The 19,706-nt window shown below is 68.7% G+C and carries 23 protein-coding genes, 1 tRNA gene and 1 riboswitch; of the genes, 15 read left to right on the top strand and 9 right to left on the bottom strand.

Annotated features, from left to right (window positions below; translation table 11 throughout):
* Position 1: 1 nt before the first annotated feature.
* The 10 genes from clpS (at position 2) to DEJ47_RS14335 (ending at position 7,979) form a co-directional block, all read left to right on the top strand.
* Positions 2-316, top strand: a complete 315-nt coding sequence (clpS, locus tag DEJ47_RS14380; protein ID WP_150168411.1) for an ATP-dependent Clp protease adapter ClpS — start codon at positions 2-4, stop codon at positions 314-316.
* 39 nt (positions 317-355) lie between these two features.
* Entirely contained in the window at positions 356-958 is a 603-nt protein-coding gene (locus DEJ47_RS14375) for a DUF2017 domain-containing protein (protein WP_150168409.1), read from the top strand.
* Positions 959-1,330: 372 nt separating this feature from the next.
* Positions 1,331-2,824 carry an amino acid permease gene (locus DEJ47_RS14370; protein ID WP_190415408.1) on the top strand — a complete coding sequence of 498 codons (1,494 nt, stop codon included), beginning with the start codon at positions 1,331-1,333 and terminating at the stop codon, positions 2,822-2,824.
* Positions 2,825-2,910: 86 nt separating this feature from the next.
* Positions 2,911-3,333 (top strand): Mov34/MPN/PAD-1 family protein, encoded by a 423-nt coding sequence (locus tag DEJ47_RS14365; RefSeq protein WP_150168407.1) that lies wholly within the window; start codon positions 2,911-2,913, stop codon positions 3,331-3,333.
* A riboswitch (cobalamin riboswitch) is annotated at positions 3,297-3,460 on the top strand. Its footprint overlaps the gene before it by 37 nt.
* A gap of 43 nt (positions 3,461-3,503) precedes the next feature.
* On the top strand, positions 3,504-4,484 hold the full coding sequence (locus DEJ47_RS14360; RefSeq protein WP_150168405.1) for an ABC transporter substrate-binding protein: 981 nt from the start codon (positions 3,504-3,506) through the stop codon (positions 4,482-4,484).
* Between the two features lie 29 nt (positions 4,485-4,513).
* The gene (locus tag DEJ47_RS14355) at positions 4,514-5,575 is read left to right on the top strand and encodes a FecCD family ABC transporter permease (RefSeq protein ID WP_150168403.1); all 1,062 of its coding nucleotides are present in this window, start codon (positions 4,514-4,516) and stop codon (positions 5,573-5,575) included.
* Complete coding sequence (locus DEJ47_RS14350) at positions 5,572-6,366, top strand: ABC transporter ATP-binding protein (RefSeq protein ID WP_150168401.1); 795 nt, start codon at positions 5,572-5,574, stop codon at positions 6,364-6,366. Before DEJ47_RS14355 ends, DEJ47_RS14350 begins: the two co-directional genes overlap by 4 nt.
* A 66-nt stretch (positions 6,367-6,432) precedes the next feature.
* Positions 6,433-6,591: a putative leader peptide gene (locus tag DEJ47_RS14345; protein ID WP_190415406.1), complete on the top strand. Its 159-nt coding sequence runs from the start codon at positions 6,433-6,435 to the stop codon at positions 6,589-6,591.
* 143 nt (positions 6,592-6,734) lie between these two features.
* Positions 6,735-7,013 (top strand): MoaD/ThiS family protein, encoded by a 279-nt coding sequence (locus DEJ47_RS14340; protein WP_150168397.1) that lies wholly within the window; start codon positions 6,735-6,737, stop codon positions 7,011-7,013.
* Between the two features lie 12 nt (positions 7,014-7,025).
* A complete protein-coding gene (locus DEJ47_RS14335) occupies positions 7,026-7,979 on the top strand; it encodes a PLP-dependent cysteine synthase family protein (RefSeq protein WP_150168395.1) in 954 nt (317 codons plus the stop codon).
* 63 nt (positions 7,980-8,042) lie between these two features.
* Here DEJ47_RS14335 and DEJ47_RS14330 read toward each other — a convergent pair whose 3' ends face one another.
* On the bottom strand, positions 8,043-8,504 hold the full coding sequence (locus DEJ47_RS14330) for a type II toxin-antitoxin system PemK/MazF family toxin (protein ID WP_150168393.1): 462 nt from the start codon (positions 8,502-8,504) through the stop codon (positions 8,043-8,045).
* 195 nt (positions 8,505-8,699) lie between these two features.
* Between DEJ47_RS14330 and DEJ47_RS14325 the strand changes: the two genes are divergently transcribed.
* Positions 8,700-9,452: an MBL fold metallo-hydrolase gene (locus DEJ47_RS14325; protein WP_150168391.1), complete on the top strand. Its 753-nt coding sequence runs from the start codon at positions 8,700-8,702 to the stop codon at positions 9,450-9,452.
* Between the two features lie 10 nt (positions 9,453-9,462).
* On the opposite strand, the gene DEJ47_RS14320 is transcribed toward DEJ47_RS14325, so the two are convergent.
* The 3 genes from DEJ47_RS14320 to DEJ47_RS14310 form a co-directional block, all read right to left on the bottom strand.
* Positions 9,463-10,410: a haloacid dehalogenase-like hydrolase gene (locus DEJ47_RS14320; RefSeq protein ID WP_150168389.1), complete on the bottom strand. Its 948-nt coding sequence runs from the start codon at positions 10,408-10,410 to the stop codon at positions 9,463-9,465.
* Between the two features lie 89 nt (positions 10,411-10,499).
* Positions 10,500-11,723: a PTS transporter subunit EIIC gene (locus DEJ47_RS14315; RefSeq protein WP_202459258.1), complete on the bottom strand. Its 1,224-nt coding sequence runs from the start codon at positions 11,721-11,723 to the stop codon at positions 10,500-10,502.
* A gap of 313 nt (positions 11,724-12,036) precedes the next feature.
* Entirely contained in the window at positions 12,037-13,350 is a 1,314-nt protein-coding gene (locus DEJ47_RS14310) for a PTS transporter subunit EIIC (protein ID WP_150168386.1), read from the bottom strand.
* 144 nt (positions 13,351-13,494) lie between these two features.
* Between DEJ47_RS14310 and DEJ47_RS14305 the strand changes: the two genes are divergently transcribed.
* The 4 genes from DEJ47_RS14305 (at position 13,495) to rdgB (ending at position 15,772) form a co-directional block, all read left to right on the top strand.
* Complete coding sequence (locus DEJ47_RS14305) at positions 13,495-13,794, top strand: glucose PTS transporter subunit EIIB (protein ID WP_150168384.1); 300 nt, start codon at positions 13,495-13,497, stop codon at positions 13,792-13,794.
* Between the two features lie 82 nt (positions 13,795-13,876).
* A complete protein-coding gene (gene rph / locus DEJ47_RS14300) occupies positions 13,877-14,608 on the top strand; it encodes a ribonuclease PH (protein WP_150168382.1) in 732 nt (243 codons plus the stop codon).
* Positions 14,609-14,717: 109 nt separating this feature from the next.
* Positions 14,718-15,113 carry a hypothetical protein gene (locus DEJ47_RS14295; RefSeq protein ID WP_150168380.1) on the top strand — a complete coding sequence of 132 codons (396 nt, stop codon included), beginning with the start codon at positions 14,718-14,720 and terminating at the stop codon, positions 15,111-15,113.
* Between the two features lie 56 nt (positions 15,114-15,169).
* Positions 15,170-15,772, top strand: coding sequence for an RdgB/HAM1 family non-canonical purine NTP pyrophosphatase (rdgB, locus tag DEJ47_RS14290; RefSeq protein ID WP_150168378.1), 603 nt, complete (start codon positions 15,170-15,172; stop codon positions 15,770-15,772).
* 63 nt (positions 15,773-15,835) lie between these two features.
* Here rdgB and DEJ47_RS14285 read toward each other — a convergent pair.
* From DEJ47_RS14285 to bcp, 5 genes are all read right to left on the bottom strand, one after another.
* Positions 15,836-15,919: transfer RNA gene (locus DEJ47_RS14285), tRNA-Leu, on the bottom strand.
* Positions 15,920-15,954: 35 nt separating this feature from the next.
* A complete protein-coding gene (locus DEJ47_RS14280; protein ID WP_150168376.1) occupies positions 15,955-16,617 on the bottom strand; it encodes an HNH endonuclease in 663 nt (220 codons plus the stop codon).
* A complete protein-coding gene (locus DEJ47_RS14275; protein ID WP_150168374.1) occupies positions 16,614-17,255 on the bottom strand; it encodes an HNH endonuclease signature motif containing protein in 642 nt (213 codons plus the stop codon). The genes DEJ47_RS14280 and DEJ47_RS14275 overlap by 4 nt, the downstream gene beginning before the upstream one ends.
* A 157-nt stretch (positions 17,256-17,412) precedes the next feature.
* Positions 17,413-18,915 (bottom strand): glycine betaine/L-proline transporter ProP, encoded by a 1,503-nt coding sequence (proP, locus tag DEJ47_RS14270; RefSeq protein ID WP_150168372.1) that lies wholly within the window; start codon positions 18,913-18,915, stop codon positions 17,413-17,415.
* A 194-nt stretch (positions 18,916-19,109) separates the two neighbouring features.
* Positions 19,110-19,577 (bottom strand): thioredoxin-dependent thiol peroxidase, encoded by a 468-nt coding sequence (bcp, locus tag DEJ47_RS14265; protein ID WP_150168370.1) that lies wholly within the window; start codon positions 19,575-19,577, stop codon positions 19,110-19,112.
* Positions 19,578-19,706 lie beyond the last annotated feature (129 nt).

Below are 19,706 nucleotides of genomic sequence, written 5' to 3'. Positions count from 1 at the left end.
CATGGGGCGTGTGAGTACGGCTCCCGCAGAGATCACCCGCCCGGAATCGGACGAAGAGACCTTCGTCGTCCCCGAGCCGGACGTCCCCTGGATCACCCTCGTCCACAACGACCCGGTCAACTTGATGAGTTACGTGACGTATGTGTTCCAGTCCTACTTCGGGTACTCGAAGGAGAAAGCCACGAAGCTGATGATGGACGTCCACGAGAAGGGCCGCGCGGTCGTCTCCACCGGCAGTCGCGAGGAGATGGAGCGCGACGTCCAGGCCATGCACGGATACGGGCTGTGGGCCACCCTTCAGCAGGACCGCAAGTAGCGGGCCGGAAGCAGCGGACCGGAAGTAGCGACGCATCTGATGCCAGGACAATTCGAAGCGATCCCCGGCGGCGGCGCCGCCGTCGCGCTCGACGAGGTCGAGATCTCGATCATCCGCTCCCTCGCCGTGCAGCTTCTCGAGCTGATCGGGCCGGGGCCCGGCGGCGAGGTCTCCGACGACCCGCTGGCGGAGCTCTTCGCCGAGGGGCCGAGCGAGCCGCCGGCCGATCCGGTGATGCGGCGTCTGCTGCCCGACGCGTACGGCGGTCCGGGCAGCGAGGACAGTGCGGGAGACGCGGACGAACTGCGGGCGTATTCGGCGGAATTCCGACGCTTCACGGAGAACGACCTGCGGGCCAAGAAGCGGGACGACGCCCTGGTCGTCATCCGCTCGCTGGACTCGATGACCGCGTCGGGTGAGGGCGGAGCTGTCCTGAAACTGTCGGTCGAGGAGTCCCAGCGGTGGCTCGGCGCCCTCAACGACCTCCGGCTCGCCATCGGCACGCGCCTCGAAGTGAGCGACGAGGACGACGCCGATCTGCTCTACCGGCTGCCGGACTCGGACCCGCGCAAGCCGATGGTGATGGCCTACCTCTGGCTCGGTGGACTGCAGGAGACGCTGGTCGGGACGTTGCTGGACTGATTCCGGGCAGAAGTTCATGCAGAATGCAGCGAAATTTGTTGTAGTGGACAGGTTTCGGGGGTTCGAGGTGCTGTTCGCTCAGCGGAGCCTCAAATCCGGATAACGATCCCGTCACGTCATTGCCCGCTTTTGCTCTGTCAAGGGCGCTTTGTCCGCTTCTTCCTGTGGGGTGCGCCACAGGTGGCTCATTCCCTCACTGTTGCCACCGTGATAAATCTTCACGACCGCTCGGCGACGCCACCCATGTCGCCGAGGGCGCTTCAGCCGGCGGACCGCCGGTAGCACTCCATTCGTATCCGGGGGGATCAGGACCTGATCCGCAGCCACAACGCAGATGTGCGGGCGCGGATCGGCATGGAGAAAGGCGTCACCATGACCTCAGTGCAGGTCGAAGAGCACCACGACGAGCACGGCGGCAACGGTGTCGCGCAGGACGGCTCGTCCGGCGAGGGCTACCAGCGCGGGCTCGGAGCCCGGCAGATTCAGATGATCGCGATCGGCGGTGCCATCGGCACCGGCCTGTTCCTCGGAGCGGGCAAGGCCATCCACAAGGCCGGACCGAGCCTCATCCTGGCGTACGCCATCGCGGGACTCGTCATCTTCTTCATCATGCGGGCGCTCGGCGAGCTCCTCATGTACCGGCCCGTGTCCGGCTCCTTCTCGGAGTACGCACGCGAGTTCATGGGCCCGTTCTTCGGATTCGTGACCGGCTGGACGTACTGGCTCTTCTGGGTCGTCACCGGCATCACCGAAGTCACCGCGGCCGCCCAGTACATGCAGTACTGGACCCACGACTCGTTCCCGCAATGGGCCTACGCGCTCGTCTTCACCGTCATCCTGTACGGCGCGAACCTCATCTCCGTGAAGCTCTTCGGTGAGCTGGAGTTCTGGTTCTCGATGGTCAAGGTCACCGCCATCATCGGCATGATCCTGATCTGCATCGGCATCCTCACCATCGGCTTCTCCGACGCCGGCGACACCGCCACCGTCGCCCACCTGTGGAACCAGGGCGGCTTCTTCCCCAACGGCATCGGCTCCACGCTGATGACCCTGCAGATCGTGATGTTCGCCTTCCTCGCCGTCGAGCTGGTCGGCGTCACCGCGGGCGAGTCCAAGGACCCGAAGACCGTCCTGCCCAAGGCCATCAACACCGTGCCGTGGCGCATCGCCGTCTTCTATGTCGGCGCGCTCATCATGATCCTGTCGGTCGTGCCGTGGACGCACTTCCAGCCCGGCGTCTCGCCGTTCGTCGCGGCCTTCGAGAAGATGGGCCTCGGCATCGGCGCCGCGATCGTCAACTTCGTGGTCCTCACCGCCGCCCTCTCCTCCTGCAACTCCGGCATGTACTCCACCGGCCGCATGCTGCGCGACCTCGCGCTCAACGGCCAGGGCCCGAAGTTCTTCACCAAGCTCACGAAGAACGGCCTGCCGCTGATCGGCACCACCGCGTCCGCCGCGTTCATGCTGGTCGGCGTCTGGATCAACTACCAGTGGCCGGGCGAGGCGTTCAACTACGTCGTCTCCTTCGCCACCATCTCCGGCATGTGGGCCTGGATCATGATCCTGGCCTGCCAGATCCGCTACCGCCGCAAGGCCGACCGCGGCGAGCTGCCGCAGTCCACCTTCCGCGCCCCGGGCGCCCCGTACACCAGCTGGTTCGCCCTGCTCTTCATCGGCATGGTCATCGTCATGATGGGCGTCGACAAGGACGCGCGGATCTCCCTGTACGCCGCTCCGGTCTGGGCCGCCATCCTCGGCGTCTCCTACCTGGTCCTCAAGAGCCGCAACCCGCAGGCCGCGGCCTTCAACAAGCGGAAGATCGGCCTCCCCGAGCAGCCCGCCGACGACCGCCTCTCCAAGGACTGACGGCTCCCCAAGGCCCCTGTCCAGCATTCGGGCCCGCGCGTACCACACTCCGGTACGCGCGGGCCCTTCTGCTTATCCTGGCTGCCATGCTGACCATCACCCAGGCCCTCCACGACCAGATCGTCGCGCACGCGCGCCAGGACCACCCCGACGAGGCGTGCGGCGTCGTCGCGGGCCCGGAGGGCACCGGGCGCCCCGAGCGGTTCATCCCGATGCTGAACGCCGCCCGGTCGCCCACGTTCTACGAGTTCGACTCGGGTGACCTGCTCAAGCTCTACCGCGAGATGGACGACCGCGACGAGGAGCCGGTGATCGTCTACCACTCGCACACCGCCACCGAGGCGTACCCCTCGCGCACCGACATCACCTACGCCAACGAGCCCGGCGCGCACTACGTCCTGGTCTCCACCGCGGACACCGACGGCGCGGGCCCCTTCCAGTTCCGGTCGTACCGGATCGTGGACGGCGAGGTCACCGAAGAAGAGGTAAAGGTCGTCGAGGCATACTGAGCTTTACTCATGAGGGCGGCAGGACCCAGGAAGCCGGTGCGAACCCGGCACGGTCCCGCCACTGTGACCCCACCCCGGGCACCGGGGCCGGGGGAGTCAGGAACTGACCTGCCGCCCTTCTCCACGCAACGCAGGGGACGCGGAAATCCCCTGGAGGAGGCAGTCCAGTCATGTCCCGCCGTCACACCGGCATACGCGCGCTCGCCGCCGCGGCCCTGCTCGTCCCGCTCGCCGCGTGCTCCTCGTCCTCCACGTCGGACGGAGAAGGTGACGGCACGACCGCCGCCAAGGCCGCCGGATTCCCGTACACCGTCACCAACTGCGGTGTGAAGACGACGTACGACGCACCCCCGAAACGCGCCGTCACCATGAACCAGCACACCACCGAAGTGATGCTGGAACTCGGCCTCAAGGACCACCTCGCCGGCACGGCCTACCTCGACGACAAGGTCCTGCCCAAGTATGAGAAGGCGTACGACTCCGTGCCCGTCGTCGCCAAGGAGTACCCCTCCTACGAGAAGCTCCTCGCCGCCAACCCCGACTTCGTGTACGGCGGCTACGCGAGCGCCTTCCTCGCGGGCGACGGCCGCAGCCGCTCGGCGCTCGCCAAGTCCGGCATCAAGAGCCGCCTCAACGTGGAGGGCTGCGCGAAGAAGCCCGTCTCCATGGACGACGTCTACCGCGAGGTCCGCGAGGTCGGCTCCACCTTCGGGGTGCGGGACCGCGCGGACACGTGGGTGCGCGGCGCCCAGCGCGAACTCGCCGCCACCGCCGAGAAGTCCAAGGGCAAGAAGGCCCTCTCCGTCTTCGTCTACGACAGCGGCGACAAGACCGCGTTCACGGCGGGCGGCCGCGGCATCGGCAACGACATCATCAAGCGGGCGGGCGGCCGCAACGTCTTCGCCCACGTGGACAAGTCCTTCAGCGACGCGTCCTGGGAGTCCGTCGTGAAGAACAAGCCCGAGGCCATCCTGATCCTCGATTACGGCGCCACGACCGTCGCCCAGAAGAAGAAGCGCCTCCTCGACGACCCCGTCCTCCAGGACGTCCCCGCCATCAAGAACAAGCGGTTCGCGGTGCTTCCCCTGTCGGACATGGTCACGGGGGTACGAGCACCCGAGGCGGTGAGGAAGCTGGCGGCGCAGCTGTGAGCGCGCTGCGAGTACGGGAGATCCCGCGATTGAGGACGAGCCCGAAGGGCGATCGGCGGGGCGCGGCCGGGCGGCGCCTCGCCGTCCTGACGGTGCTCACCGTCGCCCTCGGCGCCGCGACACTCGCGGGGCTGGCCTTCGGATCCGTTCGTGTCCCGACGGCCCAGGTCGTCGAGATCCTGACGGGGAGGGCGGACCCTTCCCCGTTCCGCACCATCGTCCTCGACGTCCGCCTCCCGCGGGTCATCCTCGGAGCCACCGTCGGAGCCGGTCTCGCCGTCATCGGCACCGTCCTGCAGGCCCTCGTCCGCAACCCCCTCGCCGACCCGTTCCTGCTCGGCGTCTCCTCGGGCGCCTCCGTCGGCGCGGTCTGCGCGATCGTCCTCGGCTCCGTCTTCGGACTCGGCGCCGCCCTGTCGACCACCGTCACCATCCCGGCCGCCTCCTTCGCGGGCGCCCTGATCTCCCTGGTCCTCGTCTACGCCCTCGCACGCGGCGGCAGCGGCGGCTTCGCCACCGGCAGGCTGATCCTCGCGGGCGTCGCCGTCTCGTACATCCTCACCGCCCTGACCAGCCTCATCCTGGTCACCGCCGACAGCGCCGACCACCTCAAGGAGGTCCTGTACTGGACGCTCGGCGGCCTCGGCAGCGCCCGCTGGGACATGCTCGCCCTGCCCTGCGTCACCCTGGTCATCGGCACCGCCCTCCTCATGCCCATGGCCCGCCCCCTCGACCTGCTCCTCGCGGGCGAGGAGGGCGCCACCGTCCTCGGCCTGGACGCCGCCCGCTTCCGCGCGGGCGTCTTCGTCCTCGCCTCGCTCCTCACCGGCGTCCTCGTCGCCTACAGCGGCGCCATCGGCTTCGTCGGCCTGATGGTGCCGCACGCCGCCCGCATGCTGGTCGGCGCCGCACACCGCGCGCTGCTCCCGGTCGTCGCCCTCATGGGCGCGGTGTTCCTGGTCGCCGCCGACCTCGCCGCGCGCACCGTCGCCGCGCCGCAGGACATCCCCGTCGGCGTGCTCACCGCCCTCACCGGCGGCCCGTTCTTCCTCTGGCTGCTGAGGCGACGCAACGAAGGAGTACCGGCATGACCACGGCACCGGCCACCGGCGGGCTGCGCACCGAAGGGCTCTCGTACGAGGTGGCGGGCCGGCTCCTCGTCGACGCCGTCGACCTCACCGCGGACCCCGGCGAGACCGTCGGCGTCGTCGGCCCCAACGGCAGCGGCAAGACGACCCTGCTGCGCTGTGTCTACGGCACCCTGCGCCCCACCGCGGGCCGCGCCCTCCTCGACGGCGACGACCTGCACACCATGACCCCGAAGGCACGCGCCCGCCGCCTTGCCACCGTGCCGCAGGACGGGCAGGCCGCCTTCGAGCTCACCGTCCGGCAGGTCGTCGCCATGGGCCGCTCCCCGCACAAACGGTTCTGGGAGGCGGACACCGCCGCCGACGACGAACTCGTCGCCGACGCGCTCGCCCGCGTCGGCGTCCAGGACCTCGCCGACCGCACCTTCCCCTCCCTCTCCGGCGGCGAACGCCAGCGCGCCCTCGTCGCCCGCGCCCTCGTGCAGCAGCCCACCCTCGTCGTCCTCGACGAACCCACCAACCACCTGGACATCCGCTACCAGCTGGAGATCCTCTCCTTCGTGCGCGACCTCGGCACGACCAACCTCCTCGCCCTGCACGACCTCAACCTGGCCGCGTACTTCTGCGACCGCCTCCACGTCCTCGACGGCGGTCGGCTCGTCGCCTCCGGGGCGCCCAAGGAGGTCCTCACCACCGAGCTGCTCGCCACCGTGTACGGGGTGACCGCCGAGGTCAGCACGCATCCGCTGACCGGTGCCCCGACGGTCGTCTATCTGCCGCCGCCCGCATCCTGAACGGATTCCGTCCACCAGCTGAGATCACATTCCGGGATCCGGACCGGGAATCGATACGATGACCGCATGGTTCCCCATGACGTGAGCGAAGAGACGCCGAGCGCACCCCTGCTGCTCGCTCCGCTGCGCTCCGCCTCCACTCTTCTTTTGGGAGCCTTCGGATGTGGAGCGGCGCGGCTGCACGTCGACCTGTGCCGACTCGCCAGCGCCATCTGTACCCGCTGAACCGGTCCACCGCGGTCCCCACGCACGGCCGCGGGCCGCGGCGGCCGTTCCCGTACGCCCGGCGCACCACACCGCGAGCGCGAGCCCCGCGCCGCCGCGCGCCCACCACACGCACTTCTCGACTCCCGACAGGAGCCCTCAGCATGGCCATCGAGGTCCGCATCCCGACCATCCTCCGCACCTACACCGACGGCGCCAAGGCCGTCGAAGGCAGCGGTGACACCCTCGCCGAGCTCTTCACCGACCTCGACTCGCGGCACGCGGGCATCGCCGAGCGCATCGTCGACGACGGCAAGCTCCGCCGCTTCGTGAACGTGTACCTCAACGACGAGGACGTCCGCTTCCTCGACGGCATCTCCACGAAGGTCGCAGACGGCGACAGCGTCACGATCCTGCCGGCCGTCGCCGGCGGCATGGTCTAGGCCTGATCCCGGATGCCTCGCTACGACTCCCCGCTCGCCGCGGTCGGCAACACGCCGCTCGTACGCCTGCCGCGGCTCAGCCCCTCGGACGACGTCCGCATCTGGGCCAAGCTGGAGGACCGCAACCCGACCGGCTCCATCAAGGACCGGCCCGCCCTCCACATGGTCGAACAGGCCGAGAAGGACGGCCGGTTGACGCCCGGCTGCACGATCCTGGAGCCGACCTCCGGCAACACCGGCATCTCGCTCGCCATGGCGGCCAGGCTCAAGGGCTACCGCATCGTGTGCGTCATGCCGGAGAACACCTCCCAGGAGCGGCGCGACCTGCTCGCCATGTGGGGCGCCGAGATCATCTCCTCGCCCGCCGCGGGCGGCTCCAACACCGCCGTCCGCGTCGCCAAGGAACTCGCCGCCGAGCACCCCGACTGGGTGATGCTCTACCAGTACGGCAACCCCGACAACGCGGGCGCCCACTACGCCACGACGGGCCCGGAGATCCTCACCGACCTCCCCTCGATCACCCACTTCGTGGCGGGCCTCGGCACGACCGGCACCCTCATGGGCGTCGGCCGGTACCTGCGCGAGCAGAAGCCCGACATCAAGATCGTCGCCGCCGAGCCGCGCTACGACGACCTCGTCTACGGCCTCCGCAACCTCGACGAGGGCTTCGTCCCCGAGCTGTACGACGCGTCCGTCCTCACCACCCGCTTCTCCGTCGGCTCCGCCGACGCCGTGACGCGCACGCGTGAGCTCCTCCAGCAGGAAGGCATCTTCGCGGGCGTCTCCACGGGCGCCGCGCTGCACGCCGCGATCGGCGTCGGCAAGAAGGCGGTCAAGGCGGGCGAGCCCGCCGACATCGTCTTCGTCGTCGCCGACGGCGGCTGGAAGTACCTGTCGACGGGGGTCTACACGGCCACGACGACCGAGGCGGCCATCGAGACACTGCAGGGCCAGCTCTGGGCGTAGTCCCGAGCCGACGCCGACCGAACGCCGGAGGGGCCGACAAGGTCGGCCCCTCCGGCGTCTCCGCTACCGCGCCAGATGCCGCACCTGATCCCACAGCACCGGATCCGCCACCCCCGCCCTGCGCCGGAAATCACCCAGCGGCACGTCCCGCAGCTCGTCCGTCTCCAGGAAGCTCGCGCGGCCCTCCGCATCGCCCACCGAACCCGGCGGCAGCGGAATCACCCCCGCACGCTCGTCGTGGTATTTGCTGGTGATCTTCACGACCCGGGCACTCCGCCCGTGCACCGACAGGACCAGACACGGCCGGTCCTTGCCGCCGGACCCGTCCTCGTACGGCACCCGCGCCCACCAGATCTCCGCCGCCCGCGGCGCCGGAAACCGCCGCCGGGGACCCCGCGGCGGGCGCGTCCGGCCCGCCGGACGGGAACTCCGCTTCCGCGGTCCGCGCCCCCAGCCGTCCACCACGGTGACGACGAGCGCGAGCACCACCACTGCGGCCAGCGCGAGCCACCACGACGTGTCCATACCCACGACCGTACCGGCGCGCATCCCCGACCGCCCACCGCCCCACCCGGCCCCACAAGCCCCCCGAACCGGTGACAGTGCAGGTGAGTTCGCCCACAACGGCCCGCGACGGAGGAGCGACCAGCCCTTTTGCGCCTTACGCTCGACGGACCGCACACTCCCCAGCTCTCCTGCCAGCGCGGAGGTTCCAGCTTCATGAAGCTCACCGTCGTCGGCTGCTCGGGGTCGTTTCCCTCCGCGGACTCGGCCTGCTCGAGCTACCTCGTCGAGGCCGACGGCTTCCGGTTGCTGCTCGACATGGGCAACGGCGCCCTCGGCGAGCTGCAGCGCCACATCGGTCTGTACGACCTCGACGCGATCTTCCTCAGCCATCTGCACGCCGATCACTGCATCGACATGTGCGCGTACTTCGTGGCCCGCTACTACCGCCACGAAGGCGGCCGCTGCGCCCCCATCCCGGTGTACGGCCCCGAGGGCACCGAACAGCGCCTCACCACGGCGTACGCGGACACGCCCTCGGCGTCCTCGATGAGCGAGGTCTTCGACTTCCACACGGTCAAGCCCGCCTCGTTCGACATCGGCCCGTTCTCGGTCCGCACCGAGAAGATGTGCCACCCCGTCGAGGCGTACGCCATCCGCGTCGAGCACGCCGGGAAGTCCCTCACGTACTCCGGGGACACCGGCCCCTGCTCCGCCCTGGACGAACTCGCCTCCGGAACCGACTTCTTCCTGTGCGAGGCCGCCTTCACGCACGGCAAGGAGAACATCCCCGACCTGCACCTCAACGGCAGAGAGGCGGGGGAGTCCGCCCACCGGGCCGGTGCAGGAAGGTTGCTGCTCACCCACATCCCGCCGTGGACGGACCCCCAGACCAACCTCGCCGACGCCCGCGCGGTCTACGCGGGACCGACGGCCCTCGCGGCGCCCGGCGCGACGTACGAGATCTAGGGCCTGTGCTCTAGACCGCCGTCGTACGGCGATGTCCGCGGCCGCCCAGCGCCATCCTGTTCCACGTGTGGCGGCGGCCGCGGATCGCCACCGAGTAGTCGTACATGACCTCCGGGTCGCACATCCCCGGCAGGAACGAGTCGCCGAAGTGGTGTGCGTCGATGCCCACCTCCTTCGCCGTCAGGGCGAGTTGCGGCACCACGTTCGCGTGCGAGCCCTCCTGACTCGTGCCGATCGCGCCCATCACCACCGCACCCGCGTCCTGCACCGCCGCCACCGCCTCCGCGGCAAGCTCCTTCGTGACACCCGGCAACGTGCCGGGCAGCGGCAGCACGACACCGTCGGCACCCGCCTCCACCAGCGACGTCAGCCGCTCCACCGTCACCCGCTCCGGATGCCCCGCGTGGTGCATCTTGCCGCTCCACAGCGCCACGTCGTCCCCGAGCCCGGCCCGCAGCTCCTCGGTGACCCGCGCGAGCCCCGCGTAGGACCCGCCCGTGCCCGGGTTCGCCGTCAGGCAGAGCATCGCCGCACCCATGTCGATCAGCCGCTTGGCGTACTCCGGCTTCGCGCGCCGGATCTCCGGTACGTCGCCCGGCTCCAGATTGATGCCGACCGGGCGGCCGATGTACGCGGCGAGGTCGGTGAGGGAGGTGAAGGTGCCGAGGCCCGGCAGGGTGAGGCGCTCGCCGTCCCAGGCGCGCTCGATGAGGTTCAGTACGACGATGTCGGCGCCGAAGGCCGCGACCAGCTCGGCGTTGTGCACGCCCGGCATGCCCGGCATCGGGACCAGGGCGGCGCGGTCGGCGAACACCTCGGCGACCATCGTGCGGCCCTCCGCGGCGGCGACGGAGGCGGTCAGGGCGTGGCCGCGCAGGGCGGCGAGACGCTCGCGGTCGAGGTCGAGGATGCGGGGGGTCTGCCGGTGGTCGTACTGGTGGCTGTGCTGGTCGCTCATGCCTCGACCGTATGCCGTCGGACACGACGAAGCCCCTCGCCTTTGGTACCTGCGGCGAGGGGCTTACGTCACTCAAGTGCGGGCGGAGACTACTTGCCCTCGGCCTTCTGGAGCTCGGCGAGCTCCTCGTCGGACTCGCGGCCCGGCGTCGGCAGGTTGAACTTGGTGATCGCGAAGCGGAAGACCACGTAGTAGACCGCGGCGAAGCAGAGGCCGACCAGGGCCAGGCCCCACGGGTTCTTCGCGATGCCGAGGTTCAGCAGGAAGTCCACCGCGCCGGCCGAGAAGCCGAAGCCGTCCTTCATGCCGAGCGCCCAGGTCAGCGCCATGGAGACACCGGTGAGCACCGCGTGGATCGCGTACAGGACCGGCGCGATGAACATGAAGGTGAACTCGATCGGCTCGGTCACGCCGGTCACGAAGGCGGTGAGCGCGAGCGAGAACATCATGCCGCCGACGACCTTGCGGCGCTCGGGACGGGCGCAGTGCACGATCGCGAGGCAGGCGGCGGGCAGGGCGAACATCATGATCGGGAAGAAGCCCGTCATGAACTGGCCCGCGCTCGGGTCGTGGTGCAGGAAGCGCGCGATGTCGCCGTGGTAGTCCACGCCGCCGTCGTTGTACGTGCCCGCCTGGAACCAGGGGAAGGAGTTCAGGAGGTGGTGCATGCCCACGGGGATCAGCGCGCGGTTGGCGACACCGAAGACACCGGCGCCGACGGCGCCCGAACCGACGAGCCACTCACTGAAGTTGTGGATGCCGGTGCCGAGGACCGGCCAGATCAGACCGAAGACGATGCCCGCGACCAGGCCCGCGAAGGCCGACAGGATCGGGACGAGACGGCGGCCGCCGAAGAAGCCCGCCCAGTCGGGCAGCTTGGTCCGGTAGAACTTCTGGTAGAGCAGGGCGACGATGATGCCCATGACCACGCCGCCGAGCACACCGGCGTTGACCGGCGCCTCGTTCATGACGATCTTGCCGTCCACGACGGACGCGACCTTCGGCAGGTTCTTGTCCGTGAAGGTGGCGAGCACCTTCTGGAAGACCAGGTAGCCGGTCACGGCCGCGAGGGCCGTCGAGCCGTCCGACTTCTTGGCGAAGCCGATCGCGATGCCGACGCAGAACAGCAGCGCCATGTTGTCGAGCAGCGCGCCACCGCCGGCCGCCATGTACTCCGCGAGCTTGTTGATGAAGGTCGGGAACGACTCTTTGCCGAGCATGTCGTTCTGACCGAAGCGGACGAGGAGGGCGGCGGCGGGCAGCACGGCGACCGGCAGCATGAGGCTGCGGCCGATGCGCTGCATGACGGCCATCACGCCTGCGCCCTTCTTCTTCTTGTCCGCCGCGGGGGCGGCGCCGGTCGTGGACACAACTTCCTCCAGTGGGCAAGGCGCCGCCTGGGGACATGGAAGTGGGGGACGGCGGCGTCTCCGGGGGACGCGGCGAGAAGGCCGCGTGGTCTACACCAATTAGTGGTGTAGACCTGTTGTAGCACGGTGAAGGAGACATAAGGAACCCGTGATTCCTGTGGGGTCGGCCATATCCCGACATGACAGCCGAAAGACCCCCGGACCAAGGGTCCGAGGGCCTGATACAGGGTACGAGCAGCCCGCCCCGCGCGACGAATTACGCCTTCGTCTGCTCCCGGTCCTCCGCCTCCGCCTCCTCCTCCGGTTCACGTCCCGGAGTGTGCAGATCGAACTTGATGATGACGAAGCGGAACAGCGCGTAGTACACGACGGCGAAGCACAGACCGATCGGAATGATCAACCACGGCTTGGTCGCCAGACCCCAGTTGATGACGTAGTCGATCAGCCCCGCGGAGAAGCTGAAGCCGTCCTTCACCCCCAGCCCCCACGTCACCGCCATCGACACACCCGTGAGCACCGCGTGGATCGCGTACAGCAGCGGCGCGATGAAGAGGAACGAGTACTCGATCGGCTCCGTGATGCCCGTGACGAACGACGTCAGACCCACCGACAGCATCAGACCGCCGACCACCTTGCGCCGCTCGGGCCGCGCGCAGTGCGTGATCGCGAGAGCGGCGGCGGGCAGCGCGAACATCATGATCGGGAAGAAGCCCGAGGTGAACTGGCCCGCCGTCGGATCGCCCGCCAGGAACCGGTTGATGTCACCGTGCACGACCGTGCCGTCCGGCTTCGTGTAATCCCCGAACTGGAACCACACGAACGTGTTCAGGAACTGGTGCAGACCCACCGTGAGCAGCGCCCGGTTGGCGACACCGAAGATGCCCGAACCCAGCCAGTCCAGATCCACCAGCCACTTGGAGAAGCTCGTCAGCGCGTCACCGACGGGCGGCCAGATCCAGACGCACAGCCCCGCGAAGACCAGACCCACGAACGCCATGATGATCGGCACGAGACGGCGGCCGTTGAAGAAGCCCAGCCAGTCGACCAGCTTCACGCGGTGGTAGCGCTGCCAGAACCAGGCGGCCAGCAGCCCCATCACGATGCCGCCGAACACCCCCGGATTCTGGTACGCGGCCTGCGCCACCGTCCCGTCCTCCGCCACGCACACCCCGCTCCACATGCCCGCGCCGCCGAACGTCGTGTCCTTGGGGCAGTCGTCGGGGAACGCGCGCAGCACCGCGTAATAGACGAGGAAGCCGGTGACCGCCGCCAGCGCCGTGGAACCGTCCGACTTCTTCGCCATGCCGATCGCGACACCGATGCAGAACAGCAGCGGCAGGCCCAGCGACGAGTCGAGCAGCGAACCGCCCGCCGCCGCGAAGACCTTGGCGACGTTCGTCCAGCCCAGACCGTCGTCGCCGAACACGTCCGGCTGCCCGAGCCGGTTCAGGATGCCGGCCGCGGGCAGGACCGCGATGGGCAGCTGAAGACTGCGGCCCATCTTCTGCAGGCCCTGGAACAGGCCGTTCCACCACTTCTTCTGCGGCGCCGCTGCGGCAGTGGAACTCATCGGCGTCCCTCCCGGAACAAGCCAGGTTTGGCGGTCGTTGAAAACTGGTGTAGACCAGTTGCGGTACGTGTGGGAGCGCCGCCCGGCAGGGACCGGCACCTTGATCGTCATCATTGGGCACGACTGACGTAACCGCCCGCGAAGATGGTCCAACCGTGCGTTACCGTGGCAAAGCGGTCCCCCGGCCGCGAGAAACACAGGGAGAAACACATGGCCAGCAAGGCTGAGAAGATCGTTGCCGGGCTCGGCGGCATCGACAACATCGAAGAGGTCGAGGGCTGCATCACGCGTCTGCGCACCGAGGTCAAGGACCCCGACCTCGTGGACGACGCCGCCCTGAAGGCCGCCGGCGCCCACGGCGTCGTCAAGATGGGCACCGCGATCCAGGTCGTCATCGGCACCGACGCGGACCCGATCGCCGCGGACATCGAAGACATGATGTGAGTTCCTGAACTCACCGTGAGGGCCCCGTCCGGACAACCGGACGGGGCCCTCACGCATGTCGCCCTACGGCTAGGCTCCTCACATGTCTCGAATCGACGGCCGCACCCCCGAACAGCTCCGCCCCATCACCATCGAACGCGGCTGGAGCAAGCACGCCGAAGGCTCCGTCCTCATCTCCTTCGGCGACACCAAGGTCTTCTGCACCGCCTCCGTCACCGAAGGCGTCCCCCGCTGGCGCAAGGGCAGCGGCGAAGGCTGGGTCACCGCCGAATACTCCATGCTGCCCCGCTCCACCAACACCCGCGGCGACCGCGAATCCGTCCGCGGCAAGATCGGGGGCCGCACCCACGAGATCAGCCGCCTCATCGGCCGCTCGCTGCGCGCCGTCATCGACTACAAGGCCCTCGGCGAGAACACCATCGTCCTCGACTGCGACGTCCTCCAGGCCGACGGCGGCACCCGCACCGCCGCCATCACCGGGGCGTACGTCGCGCTCGCCGACGCCGTCGCCTGGGCCCAGGGCAAGAAGCTCATCAAGGCCGGCCGCAAGCCCCTCACCGACACGGTCTCCGCCGTCTCCGTCGGCATCGTCGCCGGCGTACCGCTCCTCGACCTCCGCTACGAGGAAGACGTCAAGGCCGACACCGACATGAACGTCGTCTGCACCGGCGACGGCCGCTTCGTCGAGGTCCAGGGCACCGCCGAGGCCGAGCCCTTCGACCGCAAGGAACTCAACGCGCTCCTCGACCTCGCGGTGGGCGGCTGCGAGGAACTCGCGGCGTACCAGCGCGCGGCACTGGAGAGCGCGCGCTAGTTCGCGCGGTCCAACAGGCAACCAACAACCCCCTGCCGGGCGTTGTTACCAGTACGGGCGCGCGGACGAAGCCGCGCGTCCGTACGCACCCTGGGGAGGGGACCGAACCATGGCCGCGCGCCACCGTCGCATCGCCACCGCCGTCGTCACGGCACTGATCGTCATCCCGGCCGGCGTCGGCCTCGTCGGCTGCGACGCCGTCTCGAAGGCACTCGACTGCGTCCAGACCGCCGACACGATCGCCGACAGCGTCACCGACCTGCAGCAGGCCGTCGAGAAAGCGGGCGACGACCCCGCCGCGGCGGACCGGGCGCTCGACGACATCGGCAAGAACCTCGACGAGATCGGCGACAAGACCGACGACGCGGACGTCAACAAGGCGGTCGACGACCTGGAGAAGGCGGTCGACAACGTCCGCGACGCGGTCGACAAGGGCGACGCGACGCCGGACGTCAGCCCGGTCACGGACGCGGCGGGCGAACTGACGAAGGTCTGCACGCCGTGACGAAGGTCTGCACACCGTAAGGAAGCCGGTGGGCGGGGGCGGCGATACTTGACTCCATGACCCGCCTCATCCTCGCCACCCGCAACAACGGCAAGATCACCGAACTCAGGGCGATCCTCGCCGACGCAGGCCTCACACACGACCTCGTCGGCGCGGACGCCTACCCCGAGATCCCCGACGTCAAGGAAACGGGCGTCACGTTCGCGGAGAACGCCCTCCTCAAGGCCCACGCCCTCGCCCAGGCCACGGGCCTGCCCGCCGTCGCCGACGACTCGGGCCTGTGCGTCGACGTCCTGAACGGCGCGCCCGGCATCTTCTCCGCCCGCTGGGCGGGCCGCCACGGCGACGACGAAGCGAACCTGAACCTGCTCCTGGCCCAGCTCTCCGACATCGCCCCGCCCCACCGCGGCGCCCACTTCGCCTGCGCGGCAGCCCTGGCACTCCCGGACGGCACGGAGCGAGTGGTCGAGGGCCGCCTCGTGGGCACCCTCCGCACGACCCCCGCGGGCACGGGGGGCTTCGGCTACGACCCGATCCTCCAGCCGGAGGGCGAGACGCGCACGTGCGCGGAACTGACGGCAGCGGAGAAGAACGCGATCAGCCATCGGGGGGTGGCGTTCCGAGGGCTGGTGCCGGTGGTGCGGGAGTTGTTGGGCTGAGGGTTTCGATGCACGTAAGAGTGCCCGGCTCGCGCGGGATGCGCGAGCCGGGCACTCACGTGATGCGGCCGGTGGGATTCGAACCCACACGGGATTTCTCCCACGGCGATCTAAACGCCGCTCGGCTGCCAGTTACGACACGGCCGCTTGCACGGCCATGGTACCGGTCCGCCTTCTCCTGCCTAGGTGCAGCGTCGTCGGCCACCCCTGCACCAGGTATTGGTGACTGCGTGGCAATTGGGGCACAGCAGCCGGAGGTTCTCCCGTCGGTCGTCGCGCCAGTCGCCGTTGACGTGGTCGATCTCCAGCGTCATGGGTTTTCCGTACCACATGGGTGGGGTCCCGCACTCGTCGCAGAGCTCGGGGACGCCGACCTCACCCAGGGCACGACGCAGCAGGACGGTCCTGGTGCGGTTCTGCCTGTCGTGCCGAATGAGTACGTCCGCGGCAGTTTTCACGGGTGTCGGGCCCGGTCGGCCTCGTTGGTGGGCCTGGCCGAGGAAATGTCGTGTGTCGAGCCCGTCTTCCTCCACCCACTGGGACAGCAGAGCGCGCAGGCGACCGTTCTCCGGTTTTCCCAGGGCGCGCAGCGTGCCTGCGATCGAAGTGCTCCCGGCAACCGCGCGACTCAGGTCGTCGGACGCGGGCTTCGGGTGCGGTCCGCCTCTTGAGCGTCGAGAGATGTGGGAGACGTCGATCCCATGGTCATCGAACCGTTTGAACAAGTGGCGGCGCAGACCGCGGTACGGGCGTACCCCTACGAACTCGATGACTTCATCCATGCTTGAGCAGTTCTGGGCGGCCGTCGTCAGGAGCTCCCGCGTGTAGCGGACCGGCTCACTCATGCCCGGCGGGTTTTGCCGCGACCGCGATAGGTGTCCGTGGCCGAGTGGCAATTGGGGCACAACAATCGCAGGTTCTCGATGCGGTTGTCGCGCCAGTTGCCGTCGATGTGATCGACCTCCAGTGGCAGCGGGCGTCCTCGCCACAGGGGCTCCGTCCCGCACATGGCGCACCGCTCCGCAGTGCCGAGATCGGTCATGGCCTGTCTCAGCCGGTCGCCCTGGATACGTCGGGCGCGCGTCGGCTCCTGTTCCACCAGGAGTAGTTCCGGTGTGCAGCGCTGCCTGGGGATACCGAGCCGGGAGGGCTGCTGGAAGTGCGACGTGTCGATTCCGTACGCCTTGATGCGTCGGCTGATGTTCGTGTGGTGGCCGCCCACGACCTCGATTCCCAGGTACCGCAGCACATCGTTCACGCTCTTCGACGCGGCCACTGCCGGCTCGAGAACGCTTCTGGTCCACCGCGTCCCCTCCCGCTCGAAGTGCGATGTCACCACTCCGAGCTTCTTCATCCGCCCGTGGATGTACCGCCGCGTCGAACTCTTCGGATCCACCCCCAATTTCTCCAGCGCCTCGGACAGCGTCCGCGACGAGCGGGCCGCCTCTTCCAGTCGCTCCTTGGTGTACGGACTGACCGGCATGCTTCCTCCCCATCCGACCACGCGTTCGCAGCCTCGTACGGACCAACGAACCGAAAATCGGATCGTTACGACCGGTATGCGGAACGGCCCGCCTCACTTGTGGGGGCAAGTGGGGCGGGCCGTTGCGGAGGGGGAGGGGAGGTGTCAGAACCTCGGGTCAGAACTTGGGGGGTGTGGCCTGGGCCTCGACCATTTCCGCTGCCTCTTCCTTTGTCTCCACGGAGGGGGGCGAACCCGACAGCGGCTTCTGGGCCGTTTCCTTCATGCAGGCCACCGCGATCACGCCCACCAGCGCCGCCGCCATCGAGTAGTACGCCGGGATCATGTCCGTGCCCGTGACGCTGATCAGGGAGGTGATGACCAGGGGAGCTGTGCCGCCGAAGAGGGAGGCGGAGAGGTTGTAGCCGACGGACAGGGAGCCGTAGCGGACCGACGTGGGGAAGAGGGCCGGGAGCGTGGCCGACATCGTGCCGAGGAGGCAGACCAGGGAGAGGCCGAGGAGGAGCATGCCGGCGGAGACCGCGACCAGGCTGCCCTGCTGGATGAGCAGGAACGCCGGGATCGAGAGGACCAGGAAGCCGATCATGCCCGTCATCAGGAGCGGCTTGCGGCCGAAGCGGTCGGAGAGCTTGCCGATCCGGGTGATGATCAGCATCAGGATGATCATTGTGCCGATGAGGATCAGGAGGCCGTGCGAGTCGTCGTAGCCGAGCTCGTCCGAGAGGTACGTCGGCATGTAGGAGAGGAGCATGTAGTCGGTGATGTTGTACGCGCCGACCAGGGCGATGCAGAGGATCAGCGTCGGCCAGTGGTCGCGGAAGATCTTCGCGAGGTCGCCCTTTGCGGTCGTCTCGACCGTGGACGCGCCCTCGGACGCCGAGTGGTAGGAGGCGTCTTCCATTTTCTGGAACGCCGGGGTCTCGTCCAGCTTGAGCCGCAGGTAGAGGCCGACCAGGCCCAGCGGGCCCGCGACGAGGAACGGGATGCGCCAGCCCCAGGACTCCATGGTGTCCGAGCCGAGGGACGCGTTGAGGATGAGGACGAGGCCCGCCGCGCCCGTGTAGCCGGCGAGCGTGCCCATCTCCAGGAAGCTGCCGAAGAACCCGCGGCGCTTGTCGGGCGCGTACTCGGCGATGAACGTCGACGCACCGCCGTACTCGCCGCCCGTCGAGAAGCCCTGGACGAGGCGGAAGAAGATGAGGAGGACCGGTGCCCAGAAGCCGATCGTCGCGTAGGACGGGATCAGGCCGATCGCGAGCGTGCCGATGGCCATCAGGATCATGGTGAGCGCCAGGACCTTCTTGCGGCCCACCTTGTCGCCCATGGGGCCGAACACCATGCCGCCGATGGGTCGCACCAGGAAGGAGACCGCGAAGGTGGCGAAGGACGAGATCAGCTGGGCCGTGTCGTTCCCGGACGGAAAGAACACGTGGCCGATGGTGACGGCCAGGTAGCTGTAGATGCCGAAGTCGAACCATTCCATGGCGTTGCCGAGCGAGGCCGCTTTGACGGCCCGCTTGACCGCTGCCTCGTCCGTGACCGTGATGTCGGTACGGCGCAGGGGCGGGTTCTTGCGCCGTTTCACCGCCCTGAACAGGGTGCGGTGGCGCTTCATCGCCTCCGGGTCGGCCTCGGCCTCGAGCTCTTCTTGGGCCGCCATGGAGTGGTTCCTTTCGTTCTTCGTACAAGTCCCCCGGGGATCACTTGCTCGAAGATGGCCGATGCAAACGAAAGCCCCCCGTGAGGGGGGCTTACATCACATCGGAAGGGGAACTCGGTGCGCGCGGCGGAGTGCTCCGTTCGGAGGCCCCGGAGGCCCCGGAGGCCTCGGATGCCCGCGGTTCCTCAGGTGTCTCAGACGCCCAGGTCCCTGATGATCTTCGCCACGTGGCCCGTCGCCTTCACGTTGTAGAACGCGTGCTCGACCTTGCCCTGTTCGTCGACCACCACGGTCGAGCGGATCACGCCGGTCACCGTCTTGCCGTACAGCTTCTTCTCGCCGAACGCGCCGTACGCCGCCAGGGTCTCCTTGGAGGGGTCGCCGACCAGCGTGACCTTGAGGTTCTCCTGCTCGCGGAACTTGGCCAGCTTCTCGGGCTTGTCGGGGGAGACGCCGATGACGTCGTACCCGGCGGCGGCCAGCACGTCGAGGTTGTCCGTGAAGTCGCAGGCCTGCTTGGTGCAGCCGGGGGTGAGGGCGGCGGGGTAGAAGTACACGATGACCTTGCGGCCCTTGTGGTCGGCCAGCGAGACGTCCTTGCCGTCGGCGTCGGGCAGGGTGAACGCGGGGGCGGTGTCGCCGGGCTGCAGTCGCTCGCTCATGGGCGTCTCCTCGTACGGGTGCTTCGCAAAGAGTGTGGTGACGGGGACGAGCGTAATAGGGGTGCCGCCGGGTGCGGCGCGCGTGAAGCTGACAGACTGTGGGGTACAGCTCGTACCCATCACACAGCT

It is taken from the genome of Streptomyces venezuelae, assembly GCF_008642355.1.
Taxonomy (GTDB): domain Bacteria; phylum Actinomycetota; class Actinomycetes; order Streptomycetales; family Streptomycetaceae; genus Streptomyces; species Streptomyces venezuelae_B.
Note: the sequence above shows the minus strand (reverse complement) of the source record. Positions and strands in the feature narration are given on the sequence as shown.